The following is a 16,138-nucleotide window of genomic DNA, read 5'->3' as shown; positions in this document are numbered from 1 at the left end:
TCACACCACCTATTTACATACGCGATCGATCTCCATACCTTTATTTCAATCCAGCCGGAAGGAGCCGGATATCGCAATGTCCGCCAACGACGATCGAGACCCGCTCTTTCGGTACGACGATCCGGTCTTCGCCGACGAGCGCCTGCTCGAGATCACGCACCTGCCCGGTCCGGATCGGATCGTCGGTCGCGACGAGCAGATGCAACGGGTTGCGGACGCCCTGAATCCGGCGATCTTCGGGAGCGAGCCGAACCACCTGTTCATCTTCGGCAAGACCGGCACCGGCAAATCACTCATCTCGCGGTCGGTCACCCAGCGCGTGATCACCGAGGCCGAGCACGACGATATCACGGTCAAGTACGCCTTCATCGACTGCGGCGAACAGAACACGGAGGCCTCCATCGTCAAGACGATCGCCCAGATCGTCAACGAGCCCGACGCGAGCGGGGTCACCATCCCCGACCGCGGACTGGGTACCGGCGACTACTACAAGCGCCTCTGGCAGGCCATCGATCACTGTACCGACGTGACCATCGTCATCTTAGACGAGATCGACATGCTCGAGGACGACGAGGTTCTCCGGAAACTCTCTCGGGCCGGCGAAAACCGACGGATTTCGGACTCGAGCATCGGCATCATCGGTATCTCGAACAAGATCGATTTCCCCGATCACCTCTCCGAACGCGTCAAGTCGAGTCTCTCGCGGGACGAACTCGTCTTCTCGCCGTACGACGCCAACCAGCTCGTCGAGATCCTCGAGAAACGGCGCGACGCCTTCCACGACGGGGTGCTCTCCGACGACGTGATCCCCCTCACGGCTGCGCTCGCCGCCCAGGAACACGGCGACGCGCGCAAGGCGATCGACATCCTCCGGAACGCGGGTCGGATCGCGAAGAAGCGAAACGACACGCGCGTCACCGCCGACCACGTCCGGGACGCCAAGGAGAAGACCGAGGCCGACCGCTTCAACGAGTTGATCGAGGGCTCGCCCCAGCAGGCCAAGGCGATCCTCTACTCGCTGACGCTGCTGACCGAGAACAGTTCGGAGAAGGAGTTCCCCACGAAGATCATCTACAACCAGTACAAGGAGGTCGCCCGTCGGCTCGACTTCGACGTCCTCTCGGAACGCCGGGTCCAGGAGATCCTTCAGGAACAGAACTTCCTCAACGTGATCCAGTCCGAGCGCGAGGGTCGCGGCCGCGGCCGCGGCGCGCACGCGAAACACCGCCTCCTCGAGAACCCCTCGATCGTCAAGAAGGTACTCCTCCGGGACTCGCGGCTGGCCGTCCTCGAGGACGAGGACTAGGCGGCTCTCGGCCCTCGCGGTTCGCCACGGTTCGCCGGAACCGCGGTGCCTTTTTGTCTCGCTTCCGCAGACCGGGTATGAACAGCGTCGACGCCGCCGGCCTGGGGATCGGTGACGAGTATCCGCCCCGAATCATGGGCGTGTTGAACGTCAGCGAAGAGTCTCCGTACGACCCGAGCGTCTTCAACGACCCCGGCGAAGCGGCCCGCTACGTCGACGAGGACCTGATCGGCGAGGGTACCGACATCGTCGACATCGGCCTCGAGTCGGCGAACAAGCGCTTCGACGTGCTCTCGGCCGACGAAGAGCTCGAGCGACTCCACGTCGCGCTCGAAACGATCGAGAGCGTCACCGGGGATGCGATCTTCTCGATCGAGACCCGGTACGCCGAGGTCGCCGACGAGGCGCTCTCCCAGGGGTTCGACATGGTCAACGACATCTGCGGCTTCGCCGACTCCGAGATGCCGACCGTCTGCGAGGACCACGACGTCGCCGTCGCGAAGATGGCGAGCCCACCGGATCTGAAACGACCGGGTGCCGTCGAGGAGACCGACTGGGCGGCGCGGAAGTCCCCGGAGTGGGCGGCGAACGCCGACTACGTCGACCGAGTGTACGAAGCACTGAAACAGAACGGATTGACCGACAAGACGATCGTCGACCCCGCGTTCGGCGGGTGGAGCGAGGCCCAGACGCTCGAGGACGACCGCGAAACGTTCCGCCGGCTCCGCGAGTTCCGCGCGCTCGACCGGCCGATGCTGGTCTCGATCAATCGCAAGAACTTCCTCGGCGAGATCGCGGGTCGCGAGACCGACGAACGGCTGCCGGTCAGTCTGGCGGCGACCTCGATGGCCGTCGAGCGCGGCGCACACGTGATCCGGACCCACGACGTGGCCGAAACGCGGGACGCGGCCCTGATCGGGAAGGCCTTCACGGAGCGTGCGAGCGCCACCGTTGACGGGGTCACGATCTCGCGACTGGACGTGAACTCGACCCGCGAGTTCCGCACCCAGCTCAGGGAGCATGATATCGATCCCGCGTTCGCCGACGACTGGCAGGCGCAACTCCTCGAGGTCGAGGGGCTCGACGCCGACGCGAGCGAGCGGTTGACGTCGATCGCAGCCGACCACGGCGCGGTCGTCCAACGCGCGTCCGACGGTCGTCTCCTCCTCATGGGATCGACGACGGCCGTTTCCGATGTTTCAGATCGTCTCGACGGAAAAAGTGGCAGCCTCGGCGGCCTCGGCCAGAAGCTGTCAAAGCTGCTGCGTTAAGAGAAAGCTTATGCCGTATGCTTCGAAAGGGGGGATTGGACGCCGGGCAGCCTCCCGGGTAGGGGTACTTTGGAGGCGACCCCCGGCCCATAACACGGAATTATTGTGCTCTTACGTCGCCCAGTCTCGACTGGGTCTACTCGCGGGCTCACGGCGCTCTTCCGGGCGGATTCGACGCCGGTTTCCCCGACGTCTCGACGACTCGAACTGACGTCGGTGCCGACCGAGCGTTCTCCGATACTGAACACGAGCGGGGTTGGTTCTGTGACACCGAACGCGAACGCAGCCGAGTTTCCGACACCGGACACGCGAATACAGCCGATTCTCTGACACCGAACACACAAACGGATAGAGCGACGAGTACGGGTACTGACCATGGAGTTCGACGAGTGGGAGCCGGTCTACGAGGCGATTCTCCGGGACTTCGGCTACGAGCGCGTCGGCGACGAACGAGGGCGTGACTGCCTCGACTCCCTTCTCGAGGCGTCGTTCGACCCCGACGAGCTGCCGATCGGTCCCGACACGACCGTCGCCGTCGCGGGTGCCGGGCCGTCCCTCGAGACCGACCGGGACATAGAGCGGGCTCGCGAGGCCGACGTCGTCGTCGCCGCGTCCACGGCCGTCGACACGCTCGCGAGCCATGGCGTCACCGCCGACTGCATGGTGACCGATCTCGATAAGAACCCGGCGACCGTCGAGCGACTCACCGAACGGGGCGTTCCGGTCGCGGTGCACGGCCACGGCGACAATCTCGACGCGATCCGGGCGGTCGTTCCGGACTGCGACCACGAGTACGTCCTGCCGACGACGCAGGCCGCACCTCGGGGAGCGGTCCGAAATTTCGGCGGGTTCACGGACGGCGACCGAGCGGCGTTTCTGGCGGATCACCTCGGGGCCGCCCGGCTCACGTTCGTCGGCTGGGACTTCGACGACCCCGCCGTCGACCCGCTGAAAGCGCGCAAACTCGAGTGGGCCGAACGGCTCCTCTCCTGGCTCGAGGTGCGCCGCGACGAGCGATTTGCGGTGCTCAACGGACGACGAGACGGGATCGAGACGACCGCACTCCCGATCGCGTAGCGATACTCGCCGGCTTCCGCCTGACCGATGACGCCGGCTTCCGCATCGATCGACGCCACTGACCCGATCACTGGATCCGATACTCGACGATATCGCTACAGCCACAGGACGGACAGTTCGCGAGCGTCGACTCGAGCGTCGTGCCACACCGGCGACACTCCTCGATGACCGTTCCGTCGTTGCTCCGGAGCAAGACCCGCTCGAGCGCTTTCCGCATCGTCGATCGCGTCGTGGTACCGTTCTCCTGACCCCTCATGCCCGGTCAGTCGGGAATATAACAATTCGTTATTGTCTTACTATACTGACTGACACGGGAAAGGATAGCTCCGATTCGTGGTAATCGGTCCCTATAGCCTCGGACGCGCAGTCAGTCGTCGGTTCGGCCGTTCCACTGGGAAAACGGGTCAGACGGACGGGTACCCCGATACGACGCGGATCGATGAATCTCACAGAGACGCCGTCTGAAAGTCGGGACGGTACCAATGAACCGACTCTCGGTCTCGAAGGCGCGAACAGTATCCTCACTGACGGCCCGATTGCCTTCCGTTCTGCTATTCCTATAATATTCCAATCATATATAGATACGATAACATATAAATTTTAGAATGGTTAAAAGCATTTTCTAGCTGCTACGCCCATAGGAACATGATAACGACGATGTACATAAAACGGCATAATGATACGAAGTTGGCATTCATCTCTAAAATAATTAGGTATATATACCGATGTGGTGAAAAATACGTAGAGATGCCATCCGACACGAACCGACGTCGATTTATCGAACTGACCGGTGCCGCCGGTGTTGCCGCACTCGCTGGCTGTATCGGTGGCGATGGGGGGAACGGCAACGGTGACGGCAATCGCCTCACTTGGCACGCGGGCGGTACCGGTGGGACGTACTATCCGCTCTCGAACGAGTTCAAGACCGTCGTCGAGGAGAACACCGACTTCTCGCTGAACGTCCAGTCGACGGGCGCGAGCGTCGAGAACGTCGGCAGCCTCGCGGACGGCTCGGCCGACTTCGCGCTGATCCAGAACGACATCGCGTCCTTCGCGAAGAACGGCACCGGTATCGACGCCTTCCAGGACAACCAGATCGATACCCTGCAGGGCGTCGCGACGCTGTACCCGGAGACGATCACGCTCGTCACGCTCGCCGAAAACGACATCTCGTCGCTCGAGGACCTCAGCGGTGCGACGATCAACACCGGCGACCTCGGATCCGGGACGCAGGTCAACGCCCTCCAGATTCTGGAGTCGGTCGGAATCTCCGAGTTCGACGAGCAGAACGCCGGCTTCTCGCAGGCGTCCGAACAGCTCGCCAACGGCGACATCGACGCGGCCTTCGTCGTCGGCGGCTGGCCGGTCGGTGCGATCGAGGACCTCGCCAACACGAACGACATCGAAATCGTTCCGATCGCGGGCGACGACCGCGAGGCCGTCAAGGAGGACGCCACCTGGTTCGCCGACGACACCATTCCCGGTGGAACCTACAGCGGCGTCGACGAGGACGTCGAGACCGTCGCGGTGCAAGCGATGATCGCGACGCACGCCGACGTGCCGGCCGATACCGTCGAGACGGTCACCGCGGCCATCTTCGACAACGTCGATGAACTCACGATCAAGACCGACTTCATCTCGGTCGACAGCGCACAGGACGGGATGTCCATCGAACTCCACGAGGGTGCGGCGGCGTACTTCGACGCCTAACCCGGCCGACGAGACAGCGCCGGTTCGGCCGCACTGCCCTCGTGGCCGTCTGCGCTCCCCTGTAATCGATCGACTGTCACCGAGTTTCACGAGAGAATGGGCCGTGTTCCCCGTCCGAACGTCCTCGCCGCACTCCTCGTAGCGGCGGTACTGATTCTCGTCGCCGTCGCCGCGACGGTCCCGATCGAGCCGGTACTCGTCGTCGAGGACGTCGAGACCGGTGATCGGTACCTCACTACACCGGTCGACGACGGGAGTACCGTGGCCCTCGAGTACACGCATAGCGTGGAGAAATCTCGCGTGTACGACGAGTACCGCGTAGACGATCGAACGCTGGTGAACACTCGAATGGAGTTCGAGTCCTACGGCTGGGGACTGCCCTCGCGAGTCGACGTCACGAACGTGAACGGGACGCTCGTCTACGAGCCCCCCGAGCCGATCGCGGAACTTCGGAGCCTCTCCGTCTCACCCGGACGGGTCGCCGGTCACACGCTGATCGTCGACGATCGACGGTACGATCTGGTCGAAGCGACGAACGCCAGCGACGTTCACATTCGCGTCGAACGACGATCACTACTTGAGATTATTTCATGAACACGAACGATCCATCGGACGACGGTACCGACGGACCGAACGCCGACCGCAACGGGACGGACGACGAACCGACCGAAGAGGTCTCACACGAGGAGGCCGAGGAGCTAATCCAGGAAATCGAGCGCCGGCGGTCGCTACAGGGCGCTGCCGCGGTGGCCGTCGCGGCGATCGGTATCCTGTTTTCGGTCTTCCAGCTCTTCCTGGCCGCACGCAGCTTCTCGTTCACGATTTGGCTGCCGATCGTCGACAACTGGGACGTCTCGCTACAGCTCCTGCAGGCGAACGCGATCCACGTCTCGTTCGCGCTCGTGCTCACGTTCCTGTTGTTCCCGGCGAGTATGGGCGACGGAATCGTCGCGCGAAACCTGGGTCGGATCGTTCCCGCCGCGTCCAGCAGGCTCGGGGAACGAAACCCCCTCACGAACCTTCTTGAGCGCGCTCGAGCCGCGTCCCGGTGGGCGTTCCTCGATCCCGACCGGGAGCGCGTGACGCCGTTCGACGTCCTGTGTATCGGTGCGTCGATATTGTCGGCGCTCTACTTCATGACGGAGTTCTCCGAGATCCAGAACATGCGGGTGTTCGGCCTTCAGTCCGGGCGGCCGATCACCGAAGTGTACGCGTTCCTCCAGCCCCTCCTCGGCGGCATTCCGTTCGTCAGCGAGTACTCCTACGCGATGGCGCTCGGCGCGATCGGCGTCCTGTTGGTGCTCGAGGCGACCCGTCGAACGCTCGGGCTCCCGCTCATGATCATCGTCGCGACCTTCATCGTCTACGCGCGCTGGGGCTACCTCATCAGCGGCGGGACGCCCTTTATCGGCCTGCTCGCGATCCCCGAGTTGACCTGGCCGGACATCGTACAGAACCTCTGGTATAACACCGAAAACGGGGTCTTCGGTATCCCGGTGACGGTATCGGTGAGCTTCATTTACATCTTCATCCTCTTCGGCTCGTTCCTGGAGATGAGCGGTGCGGGCCAGTGGTTCATCGACCTCGCGTACGCGGCCACGGGGAACCGCAAGGGCGGCCCGGCGAAGGCGAGCATTCTCGCGAGCGGCTTTATGGGGACGATCTCGGGATCGTCGATCGCCAATACGGTCACCACCGGCGCGTTCACGATCCCGCTGATGAAGCGCTCGGGGTACTCGCCGGAGTTCTCCGGCGCGGTCGAGTCCTCGGCGTCCTCCGGCGGACAGATCCTCCCGCCGGTGATGGGGGCCGCGGCGTTCCTCATGGTCCAGTACACGGCGACGCCGTTCGCGGACATCATCATTCTCGCGACGATTCCGGCGATCGTCTTCTTCTTCGGCGTCTGGGTGATGGTCCACCTCAAGGCGGTCGAGGAGGGAATCGGCGGCGTCGAGGACGCCGACACCGTCCCGCTTTTGTCGCACCTCAAACGCGGATGGTTCTACCTCGTCCCGATCGGATTGCTGCTGTACTACCTCATCATCGAGCGGCTGTCCGTCTCGCGATCGGCGTGGTTCACCCTCGTCGCGCTCGTGGCGTTGATCGCGCTCGTCTCGGCCTACAGCGAGGAGACGCGCGGGCGGCTCCTCGGCGTCTTCGCGGCGATCGTCGGCGTCGAACTGGCCAGCTACGTTTACGCCGGCGTCCCGGTCACCGGACTCGTCACCGGAGCCGGCGGGGCCGGACTACTACCCACTGGGGAAGCGATCGATCTCGTCGTCTCTCGGATCGAATGGTACGCGATGCTGGCCGGTGCACTAACGTTGCTGTCTCGTCCGAATCTCGACGCGCCGCTGCTCGATCTCAACCCGACGGTCAAGACCACCGCCGACTCCATCGGCAATCGGACCGGTCGCGATCTGGGCGATAGCCAGCCGTTCCGTCTCGGAACGTTCGTCGTCAAGTCGATGGACGAGGGCGCGCGGACGGCCGTTCCGGTCGTGATCGCCGTCGCGGCCGCCGGCATCATCCCGGGCGTCATCAGCGTCTCCGGGCTCGGTCCGAACCTCACGTCGCTGCTGCTCGCGCTGTCGGGCGGCTCGCTCGTGATCATGCTGCTCGTGACCGCCGTGGCCAGCATCATCCTCGGGATGGGGATGCCGACGACGGTCACCTACATCATCCTCATCTCGATGCTCGCAACGCCGCTCGTGGAGTTCGGCATCCCGCTGCTCGCCGCCCACCTGTTCATCCTCTACTTCGGCGTTATCGCCGATATCACGCCCCCGGTCGCCGTCGCCGCCTACGCCGCGAGCGGGGTCGCCAAGTCGGACCCCTTCGAGACGGGCGTGAAGGCGTTCTCGCTGTCGCTGAACAAGGCGATCGTCCCCTTCGCGTTCGTTCTCGTCCCCGGGATCGTGCTGCTTCGTGAGAAGGAGAACGCCACCGAGTTGCCGATCCGCGAGCAGTACCGCGTCGTCGGCTTCTCCGACCTCGCGGAACTCTCGTACTCGGTTCCGGAAATCCTGATCCCCGTCGCCGGCGTCTTCCTCGGCGTGATCGCCCTCGGGGCGACCGTCATCGGAACGCTGTATACCGGTGCCAATCGGCTCGAGCGAGCCGGCTTCGCGCTCAGTTCGCTGCTGCTCATGGCACCGGGACTGCTGTCGACGTCGGTCTTCGACCTCCTCGGACTCGTCGGCGTGACCGTCTCGGTCGACGCGCTCCTGCTCGATCTCGCGCTTCGCGGCATCGGGTTCGTCCTGTTCGTCGGACTCGCGGCGAAGAACCGTCAGGAGGCGACAGCTCCGGGCGAGATCAATCAGCCGACGGTGGAGCGGACGTGACGCGATAGGAGCCACTGAAAGTCATCGCACATCTGATCGAACGATGACATTTCGATCAGTGTGTAAATCGTTTCAGTGGCTCCTAGAGGCGACGACTCTGCGAGTGGAACGAGACCGCCGGCGACGACCTCACACGGTTCTCGAGGGAGTCGCTCCGTCCCTCCGGCGAGAAAATCGATCGAGCCGCAGCGGCGTTTAAAATAGCGCGTCGAGTTCGCCGCCGGTGTCCATCAGCGAGGCGAAGTCCGCCTCGGCGGTCGCTCGGACGTCTTCGGTCGTCTCCTGGGCCTCGATCGCGACCTGCTGGAGCTGGTCGATCCGGGGCACGTCGGTCACGCCCGACAGCAGGACGATGGTGCCGACCTCGTCCCGATCCGTGATCGGGTAATCGCCGCCGCGGATCTCCATGCTCCCGGTCTCGTCCTCGAGCCACTGGCGGCCGCGTTCGACGCCCTTGCGATTGAGGTAGCTCGGCGGGCCGCTCGCGACGACGAGGCCGCGGTCGGCGCTGCCGACGTCGCAGGGAAGGGTGAGCCGGCCGAGCGTGGCCTTGCGAACGAGGCTGGTCAGCCGGTTCGTCGCCGCTCCGTCGTCGAAGGCGTCGTCGCTGCCGGTCAGCGAGGACAGCAGGCCGCCGCCCGTTTCGACCGTCTCGCTGGCGTAGCCGATCGTGGAGACGCCGCTGGACGAGAGCGTGTTGATGATCTCGCTCGAGTCGACGACGCTCTCGGCGACGTGATCGCCCTCTCGGACCTCGCCGGCGGCGAAGAGGAGGCCGAACCGCTCGACGATCTCGCGGTTGATGCGGTCGTAGCCGCCCTCGACGGACTCGCCGGCGCTGCGCCAGGCGTCGTTGTCGAAGACCAGCAGGTTGTCGACCTCGTCGACGAACGTCCGGAACGAGCGGGCCGCGTTGAGCGTGTAGATGCCGCCTTCGTCCGTTCCGGGGAGGATACCCAGCCCGTAGACGGGCTGGGTGTAGATCCGCTGGAGGTGTTTCGCGAGGACGGGCGCGCCGCCGCTTCCCGTGCCGCCGCCCATCCCCGCGACGACGAGGAACGCATCGATCTCGTGGATCGGGATCCGATCGATCGCGCCTTGGAGTTCGTCGATGTTCGCCTCGGCGATTTCCGCGCCGAGTTCGTTGTCCGCGCCGACGCCGTGGCCCTTCACGCGCGCCTGCCCGATGAGGACGCGATTCTCCTCGGAGACGCGCTCGAGGCCCTTGAGGTCCGTCGTCGCCGAGTTGACCGCGATTGCCGATTCGACGAAGCCGCCGTCGATCGCGTCGTCGAAGGCGAGGAACTCGTCGACGACCTTCCCGCCCGCCTGACCGAAGCCGATGAGTGCGAGTTTCATAGCTGTCTGTCGTGGCCGTTCCCCGGCGCGATCGCGACCGGCCGTCGTGGACCGGCCGGATCGGCCGGGAGGGGAACGGGTTCCACGTCCCGTGAGTCCGCGGAAACGGGTATTGTTATGCTCGACATATAGACGAAGAAAATACGCTCATGAACTCATTACTATCAGCTAATACAGACTTTCATCGATAGCTAGCACTCCTCGCGTCGGTCGCTTCCATCGTCGATCCGGCTCTCCGATCGCGCTCCGGGCGGTTCATCGCTCGCGGATCGCCGACATCCCCACGCTTTCGGTGCTCCGGCCGTCAGATCCGGTGTGATCGTTCACTGGCACCGTCGGGATCTCCGTCCCGCCGACAATCGCGGGCTCGCACGCGCCGCGTCGTCCGACGATCCAGTCGTCCCGCTGTTCGTACTCGACCCGACCGTCCTCGCGCACGCCTCACCGGTCCGGGTCGCGTGTCTGCTCGAGGCCCTCGACGGCCTCCGGTCGCAGTACCGCGACCACGGGAGCGACCTGCTCGTGGTCCGTGGCGAGGCGAGCGCGGCCGTGCCGCGGGTCGCGGCCGAGTACGACGCCGCGACGGTCGTCTGGAACGAGGACTACAGCGGACTCGCACGGGAACGCGATCGGGCGGTCCGGGCGGCGCTCGAGGACGAGGGGGTCGCAGCCGAGTCGGTCCACGACGCGATCCACCACGAACCCGGATCGATAACGCCGAATCAGGGCGACCACTACTCGGTCTTTTCCTACTTCTGGAAGAAGTGGCGCGACCGCGACAAGCGAGCGCCGGCCGACGAACCCGAGGCGAGCGACCTCGCGGACGTTTCCGGCGAGCCGATCCCGTCGCTCGCCGATCTCGGATTCGACGAGCCCGAGGCGACGCCGCCGACGGTGACGACGGCGGCGGCCCGAGAACGGGTCGCCGACTTCCGTGCGGGGCCGATCTACGACTACGCCGACCGGCGCGACTTCCCGGCCGAGCACGGGACCTCGCGGCTCTCGCCGCACCTCAAGTGGGGAACGATCGGACCGCGGGAACTGTACGCCGCGACCGAGCGCGCCGCCGACCGGGCCGAGAGCGACGGCGACCGCGAGAGCGTCCGCGAGTTCCAGCGCCAGCTCGCCTGGCGGGAATTCTACGCCCACGTCCTCGCGTTCAACCCGGAGACCGTCACCGAGAACTTCAACGGGTACGAACGCGAGATCGAGTGGCGCGACGATCCCGACGCGCTCGAGGCCTGGAAGGCCGGAGAGACGGGGTATCCGATCGTCGACGCGGGGATGCGACAGCTCAGCACGGAGGGGTGGATGCACAACCGCGTGCGAATGCTCGTCGCCTCCTTCCTGACGAAGGACCTCCTGACCGACTGGTGGGCGGGCTACGACTGGTTCCGGGAGATGCTGGCGGATCACGACACCGCGAACGATGTCGGCGGCTGGCAGTGGGCGGGCTCGACCGGCACCGACGCCCAGCCGTACTTCCGGGTGTTCAACCCGATGAAACAGGGCCGCGAGTACGATCCGGACGCCGAGTATATCCGTGAGCACGTCCCCGAGCTCGCGGACTCGACCGCCGATGAGATCCACGGCTGGCACGACCTCGAGCCGGCCGAGTGCGAGCGGATCGCCCCCGATTATCCGGCACCGATCGTCGACCACGCCGATCGGCGGGAGCGGGCCATCGAACTCTTCGAGCGGGCTCGCGGCGAGGCCCCGGAGTAACGAGCGTCCGACTATCCTCCAGGAACGGTTGCCGATTCGGTAATCGACGGTCGAAGCAGATATTACTGATAGACATCGATCAATTATATTTGCCATTACCCTTATCCGCTGGAATATCTTAGGCGCTAGCATGTCCTCCCGGGACGAAACGTCGACGCCCGATGGTGAGGTACCGCCAACCCAAGCCATCATCGAGGCGATCGCCGCACACGAGGGCGTCGACGTCACCGAGGTCGAGCCCCCCGCCTACGACCCGCTATTCACGGTCGTCAATCCGGAGGCGCTCGACGAACTGTTCCACACGACCGCCGGCACCGCGAGCGACGTAGTGGTCCGACTCGAGTACGAGGGATACGACATCGTTGTCCGCCCGGGTAGCGACGTCGACATCCGCGACTCCTCGTCTCGCGACTCGGTCAACAGTCCGATCGAGGAGTAGGCGTCGGGAGCGGCCTATTCCGCCCAGTAGGCTTCTCCGGGCTGCGTCTCGAAAATCGCTCGCTCGAGGAGATCGATCGCCTTCTCGAGGCCTTCCCGCGAACTGGTCAGGGAGTCCTCGTGTTCGATGCTCAGGGCCCCGTCGTAGTCGACCATCCGGAGCGTCGAGACGATGTCCTTCCAGTGGGTTTCGTCGTGGCCGTACCCCACCGAACGGAAGAGCCAGGACCGATTCGGCTCGTCGTCGTAGGCCGTCGTGTCCAGCACTCCCTTCTCGCGGGCCTGTGCGTCGTAGATCTTGGTGTCCTTGGCGTGGACGTGATGGATCGCCTCGCGCTCGCCCAGATAGCGGATCGCGTCGGTGATCGTGATCCCCTGCCAGTAGAGGTGTGAGGGGTCGAAGTTCGCGCCGATCCGCTCGCCGGTCTCCTCGCGCAGCCGCGCCATTCCGTGGGGTTCGTAGATCAGCATGTTGGGGTGCATCTCGATCGCGATGTCGACCCCGTGATCGGCGGCGACGTCAGCGATCTCGCCCCAGTATTCGACGGCTCGCTCCCACTGATACTCGAGCGCGTCGGCGTGTTCCGGCGGCCACGGCGCGGTGATCCAGTTGGGAACCTCGTCGTTCGGTCCGCCGGCCGGGAGCCCGGAGAAACAGGTCACGGTCCCGACCTCGAGTTGGGCGGCCAGTCGGATCGCCTCGCGGAGTTCGGTGTCGGCCTCCTCGGCCCGCTCCTCGTCGGGATGGAGCGGGTTGTTGTGCGTCGCGAGCGCGCTGATCCGCATGTCGTACTCCTCGAGCAAGTCGCGGAGTTCGGCCTGTTCGGTCTCGTCGTCGAGGTACTCCGACCGAGTGAGGTGGTCCTGTCCCGGATGGCCACCGACGCCCGGCTCGATCGCCCCGACGCCGAGGCCGTCGAGGTAGGGAAGCGCGCTCTCGAGCGGTTCGTCCGCCAACGGTGGCGTGTGTACACCGATATCCATAGGACGACCGACTATCCCCGAGAAAATAAAACGGGGGTTGGCAGGCAGTCGGTCCGATCGGTCGACGGCCTCGGCGGCTCCGGTCGGCGACTCGAGGACTCGTCAGCCCCTGATCGTCAGAATACCGTCGTTGACGGTGACGTCGCTCGCGCCGGCCGGAACGTCGAACTCGAACTGGTTCTCGCCGACGGTGACGATCGCCGTCTCGCCGACGACGTCGACCGACGGCTTCTCCCCGGTCGGGCCGAAGTCCACGGCGATGACGCTCTCGTCCTCGTATTCGCGGTTACTGATCGTGATTTCGTCTTCACCACCGGCCGCGTCTCTCAGTTCGGGAGGCGTTTCCATATTCGGGCGTTGGTGACTCCCCGCCGTAAACGTCGTGCACGAAATTGCCCCGTCGGACAGTGCCAGTACCGTCCGGCGGCGTCTCGACTCGGCGATCCGCCGAGCGGCGTCGATTCCGGTCCGCGACGAACGACCCGCTACTCCTCGACGGTGAACGTCCGTCCGTTCTCGCTCGAGCGGTAGATACCGTGGATGACCCGCTGCACCGCGAGGGCCTCCTCGACGCTGTTACCGTGGTCTCCCTCGTTGGCGATCCGATCGAAGAACTCCCGTTGCTCGTCGGAGTGGGTGTCGTTCTGGCGCGTCTCGATGGTCGTGTCCTCGAGGTGGTCCGGGCCGACCTTGCTCGCCGAGTGGATCGTGAGATCGCCGTCGAGGAGATCGAAGCGGGCGGCCGACTCGGTCCCGCGGGCGACGAACTCGTGGGTCGCCGGCCGGTTGGTCGCCCACGCAACCTCGAGCGAAATGGTTCGGTTTCCCGCACAGCGAATGAACGCGCTGGCGGAGTCGTCGACGTCGAACCCTTCGGGGCCCGCGTCGTCGGCCCACATATCGAGGTAGGCGTACTCCTCGCGGGAGCCGAACTCGCTGCGGGCGACGCCGCTCACTTCCTCGACCTCGGGATAGCCGAGCAGGTAGAGGGCGAGATCGATGGCGTGGACGCCGAGGTCGATCAGCGCGCCGCCACCGGCGATCTGTTGGCGGGTAAACCACGAGCCCCGCCCCGGAATGCCGCGCCGCCGCACGTAGTTCGCTTCGACGTGGGACACGTCACCGAGATCGCCCCGATCGATCCGGTTTTTCACGATCTGGACCGTGTTCGCGAATCGGTTGTTGAACCCCACCATGGCGTAGCCGTCCGACGACGCCGCCGCGTCGGCGATCCGCTCGGCGCTCTCGATCGAGTGGCCGAGCGGTTTCTCGAGCAGGACGTGGAGGTCCCGCTCGAACGCGTCGATCGCGTACCCCTCGTGATACTTGTTCGGTGTCGTGATGATGACCGCGTCGACGGCGTCGTACAGTTCGTGGTGGTCGTCGTAGACGTCCACGTCGTACCGTCGTGCAAAGCGCGTCCGCGCCTCGGCCGCGACGTCCATTCCCCCGGCGAGGCTCACGCCGAGGTCGACGAGCCGTTCGGCGTGGTACTGGCCGATGTTGCCGAGGCCAACGATCCCGGTTTCTATCTCTGATCGATCTCGTGTCATTTCCCTGTTATTCTGGCACTGCCGGCGTTCGTCTCGTTCCGGTCCGATACACCGCCCACCGCTATATCGAATTCTTTGGCTCGAGGGACTTCCGTCCGTCGCCAAACGGCGAGCACTCGTCGATGGGGACCGGAGACGAGCACCCCCTCGAGCAGCCCCACCACCATGTCGGACATTCAGCTGTCCGCTTCCGTCGGCGTCGTTCCGGGCTCTCGCTCCGGGAGGTCGGTGATACCGTGGACCAGCGCGTCGCCGGTCGCGGTATCGAAGAGGTGGATCTTCGATCGGTCCAGCACGACGTCGACGTCTTGCTCCGCCTCGATATCCGTATCGGGCGTGACGCTCATCAGTAACTGGTTTGGCGACGTGGCGGGATCCTGCTCCATCGATCCCGCCGTCGCCTCGGAGAGCAAGAGATAGACGAAGACCTCGTCGCCCATCGGTTCCAAGACGTCGGTTCGGGCGTCGATCCTGTCGGTCGACGAAGCGAGCGAGTCGGCGTACTCCGACAGGTGGACGTCTTCCGGCCTGATACCGAGCGTGACGTCATCGCCGACGGTCACGCCCGGAAGACGGGACGGATCGAGATCGACGGTGAAGTTGGTGGTCTCGAGGCCGCCTTCGACGAGTTCGCCCTCGACGAAGTTCATCGACGGCGAGCCGATGAAGCCGGCGACGAACAGGTTCGTGGGTTCGTTGTAGCAGACCAGCGGCGGCGCGATCTGCTGGAGTTTGCCGTCGTTCAGGACGGCAATCCGGTTCGACATCGTCATCGCTTCGGCCTGATCGTGAGTGACGTAGATGACCGTCGCGTCCAGTTCCCGGTGGAGTCGCTGGAGTTCCGTCCGCATGTGGACCCGCAGCTTCGCGTCCAAGTTGGCCAGCGGCTCGTCCATCAGGAACACGTCCGGGTTGCGAACGATCGCGCGGGCGATGCCGACCCGCTGTTGCTGGCCGCCGGACATCTCTTTGGGCATCCGATCTAACATTCCCTCGAGCTGGACGATGTCGGCGGCCTGCTCGACGCGGCGCCGGACCTCCTCGTCGTCGTACTTGCGGAGCCGCAGTCCGAAGGAGATGTTCTCGTAGACGTCCATGTGCGGGAACAGCGCGATGTTCTGGAAGACCATCGCGACGCCTCGATCCTTGGGAGCGAGGGTAGTGACGTCGTCATCGCCGATGTAGACGCGGCCCTCGGTCGGCTGGGTCAGTCCCGCGACCGTCTCCATCGTGGTCGACTTCCCACAGCCCGAGGGGCCGACGAAGGTGACGAACTCGCCGTCCTCGACCTCGAGGCTGATGTCGTCGACCGCCGTTTCCTCTCCGTACCGTTTCGTGACGTTCTCGAGTCGTACTCGTGCCATTGTG

At 64.8% G+C, this 16,138-nt stretch carries 14 protein-coding genes; 8 read left to right on the top strand and 6 right to left on the bottom strand.

Annotated elements, in window-relative coordinates:
• Nucleotides 1-76: 76 nt before the first annotated feature.
• The 3 genes from LDH66_RS20265 (at nt 77) to LDH66_RS20255 (ending at nt 3,654) form a co-directional block, all read left to right on the top strand.
• Nucleotides 77-1,306 carry a Cdc6/Cdc18 family protein gene (locus tag LDH66_RS20265; protein WP_226482895.1) on the top strand — a complete coding sequence of 410 codons (1,230 nt, stop codon included), beginning with the start codon at nt 77-79 and terminating at the stop codon, nt 1,304-1,306.
• 77 nt (nt 1,307-1,383) lie between these two features.
• On the top strand, nt 1,384-2,577 hold the full coding sequence (gene folP, locus LDH66_RS20260; protein WP_226482894.1) for a dihydropteroate synthase: 1,194 nt from the start codon (nt 1,384-1,386) through the stop codon (nt 2,575-2,577).
• 375 nt (nt 2,578-2,952) lie between these two features.
• Nucleotides 2,953-3,654, top strand: a complete 702-nt coding sequence (locus LDH66_RS20255; RefSeq protein ID WP_226482893.1) for a 6-hydroxymethylpterin diphosphokinase MptE-like protein — start codon at nt 2,953-2,955, stop codon at nt 3,652-3,654.
• A gap of 67 nt (nt 3,655-3,721) precedes the next feature.
• Here the strand turns inward: LDH66_RS20255 and LDH66_RS20250 are convergent, their stop codons facing one another.
• Nucleotides 3,722-3,910 carry a hypothetical protein gene (locus LDH66_RS20250; protein WP_226482892.1) on the bottom strand — a complete coding sequence of 63 codons (189 nt, stop codon included), beginning with the start codon at nt 3,908-3,910 and terminating at the stop codon, nt 3,722-3,724.
• Nucleotides 3,911-4,401: 491 nt separating this feature from the next.
• Between LDH66_RS20250 and LDH66_RS20245 the strand changes: the two genes are divergently transcribed.
• From LDH66_RS20245 to LDH66_RS20235, 3 genes are all read left to right on the top strand, one after another.
• Nucleotides 4,402-5,364 carry a TAXI family TRAP transporter solute-binding subunit gene (locus tag LDH66_RS20245; protein WP_226482891.1) on the top strand — a complete coding sequence of 321 codons (963 nt, stop codon included), beginning with the start codon at nt 4,402-4,404 and terminating at the stop codon, nt 5,362-5,364.
• Between the two features lie 96 nt (nt 5,365-5,460).
• Nucleotides 5,461-5,958 (top strand): DUF1850 domain-containing protein, encoded by a 498-nt coding sequence (locus LDH66_RS20240; RefSeq protein ID WP_226482890.1) that lies wholly within the window; start codon nt 5,461-5,463, stop codon nt 5,956-5,958.
• On the top strand, nt 5,955-8,711 hold the full coding sequence (locus LDH66_RS20235) for a TRAP transporter permease (protein WP_226482889.1): 2,757 nt from the start codon (nt 5,955-5,957) through the stop codon (nt 8,709-8,711). The genes LDH66_RS20240 and LDH66_RS20235 overlap by 4 nt, the downstream gene beginning before the upstream one ends.
• Before the next feature lie 195 nt (nt 8,712-8,906).
• Here LDH66_RS20235 and LDH66_RS20230 read toward each other — a convergent pair whose 3' ends face one another.
• The gene (locus tag LDH66_RS20230) at nt 8,907-10,070 is read right to left on the bottom strand and encodes a tubulin/FtsZ family protein (RefSeq protein WP_226482888.1); all 1,164 of its coding nucleotides are present in this window, start codon (nt 10,068-10,070) and stop codon (nt 8,907-8,909) included.
• A 315-nt stretch (nt 10,071-10,385) separates the two neighbouring features.
• Here LDH66_RS20230 and LDH66_RS20225 point away from each other — a divergent pair, with 315 nt between their 5' ends.
• Together LDH66_RS20225 and LDH66_RS20220 are read left to right on the top strand one after the other, a co-directional pair.
• A complete protein-coding gene (locus LDH66_RS20225; protein WP_226482887.1) occupies nt 10,386-11,795 on the top strand; it encodes a cryptochrome/photolyase family protein in 1,410 nt (469 codons plus the stop codon).
• 130 nt (nt 11,796-11,925) lie between these two features.
• On the top strand, nt 11,926-12,234 hold the full coding sequence (locus LDH66_RS20220) for a HalOD1 output domain-containing protein (protein WP_226482886.1): 309 nt from the start codon (nt 11,926-11,928) through the stop codon (nt 12,232-12,234).
• A gap of 14 nt (nt 12,235-12,248) precedes the next feature.
• Here LDH66_RS20220 and LDH66_RS20215 read toward each other — a convergent pair whose 3' ends face one another.
• The 4 genes from LDH66_RS20215 to LDH66_RS20200 form a co-directional block, all read right to left on the bottom strand.
• A complete protein-coding gene (locus LDH66_RS20215) occupies nt 12,249-13,217 on the bottom strand; it encodes a sugar phosphate isomerase/epimerase family protein (RefSeq protein WP_226482885.1) in 969 nt (322 codons plus the stop codon).
• Between the two features lie 102 nt (nt 13,218-13,319).
• The gene (locus LDH66_RS20210) at nt 13,320-13,565 is read right to left on the bottom strand and encodes a DUF7127 family protein (protein ID WP_226482884.1); all 246 of its coding nucleotides are present in this window, start codon (nt 13,563-13,565) and stop codon (nt 13,320-13,322) included.
• 137 nt (nt 13,566-13,702) lie between these two features.
• Nucleotides 13,703-14,770: a Gfo/Idh/MocA family protein gene (locus LDH66_RS20205; protein WP_226482883.1), complete on the bottom strand. Its 1,068-nt coding sequence runs from the start codon at nt 14,768-14,770 to the stop codon at nt 13,703-13,705.
• 176 nt (nt 14,771-14,946) lie between these two features.
• Nucleotides 14,947-16,134 (bottom strand): ABC transporter ATP-binding protein, encoded by a 1,188-nt coding sequence (locus LDH66_RS20200; protein ID WP_226482882.1) that lies wholly within the window; start codon nt 16,132-16,134, stop codon nt 14,947-14,949.
• Nucleotides 16,135-16,138: the final 4 nt, after the last annotated feature.

The sequence above is a fragment of the Natrinema amylolyticum genome, assembly GCF_020515625.1.
Taxonomy (GTDB): domain Archaea; phylum Halobacteriota; class Halobacteria; order Halobacteriales; family Natrialbaceae; genus Natrinema; species Natrinema amylolyticum.
This window is presented reverse-complemented; position numbering and strand designations above follow the sequence as displayed.

Excerpts from the sequence above, each read along its gene's own strand:
- LDH66_RS20265 (WP_226482895.1), top strand. The coding sequence starts at position 77 with ATGTCCGCCAACGACGATCGAGACCCGCTCTTTCGGTACGACGATCCG.
- folP (WP_226482894.1), top strand. The coding sequence starts at position 1,384 with ATGAACAGCGTCGACGCCGCCGGCCTGGGGATCGGTGACGAGTATCCG.
- LDH66_RS20255 (WP_226482893.1), top strand. The coding sequence starts at position 2,953 with ATGGAGTTCGACGAGTGGGAGCCGGTCTACGAGGCGATTCTCCGGGAC.
- LDH66_RS20250 (WP_226482892.1), bottom strand. The coding sequence starts at position 3,910 with ATGAGGGGTCAGGAGAACGGTACCACGACGCGATCGACGATGCGGAAA.
- LDH66_RS20245 (WP_226482891.1), top strand. The coding sequence starts at position 4,402 with ATGCCATCCGACACGAACCGACGTCGATTTATCGAACTGACCGGTGCC.
- LDH66_RS20240 (WP_226482890.1), top strand. The coding sequence starts at position 5,461 with ATGGGCCGTGTTCCCCGTCCGAACGTCCTCGCCGCACTCCTCGTAGCG.
- LDH66_RS20235 (WP_226482889.1), top strand. The coding sequence starts at position 5,955 with ATGAACACGAACGATCCATCGGACGACGGTACCGACGGACCGAACGCC.
- LDH66_RS20230 (WP_226482888.1), bottom strand. The coding sequence starts at position 10,070 with ATGAAACTCGCACTCATCGGCTTCGGTCAGGCGGGCGGGAAGGTCGTC.
- LDH66_RS20220 (WP_226482886.1), top strand. The coding sequence starts at position 11,926 with ATGTCCTCCCGGGACGAAACGTCGACGCCCGATGGTGAGGTACCGCCA.
- LDH66_RS20215 (WP_226482885.1), bottom strand. The coding sequence starts at position 13,217 with ATGGATATCGGTGTACACACGCCACCGTTGGCGGACGAACCGCTCGAG.
- LDH66_RS20210 (WP_226482884.1), bottom strand. The coding sequence starts at position 13,565 with ATGGAAACGCCTCCCGAACTGAGAGACGCGGCCGGTGGTGAAGACGAA.
- LDH66_RS20205 (WP_226482883.1), bottom strand. The coding sequence starts at position 14,770 with ATGACACGAGATCGATCAGAGATAGAAACCGGGATCGTTGGCCTCGGC.
- LDH66_RS20200 (WP_226482882.1), bottom strand. The coding sequence starts at position 16,134 with ATGGCACGAGTACGACTCGAGAACGTCACGAAACGGTACGGAGAGGAA.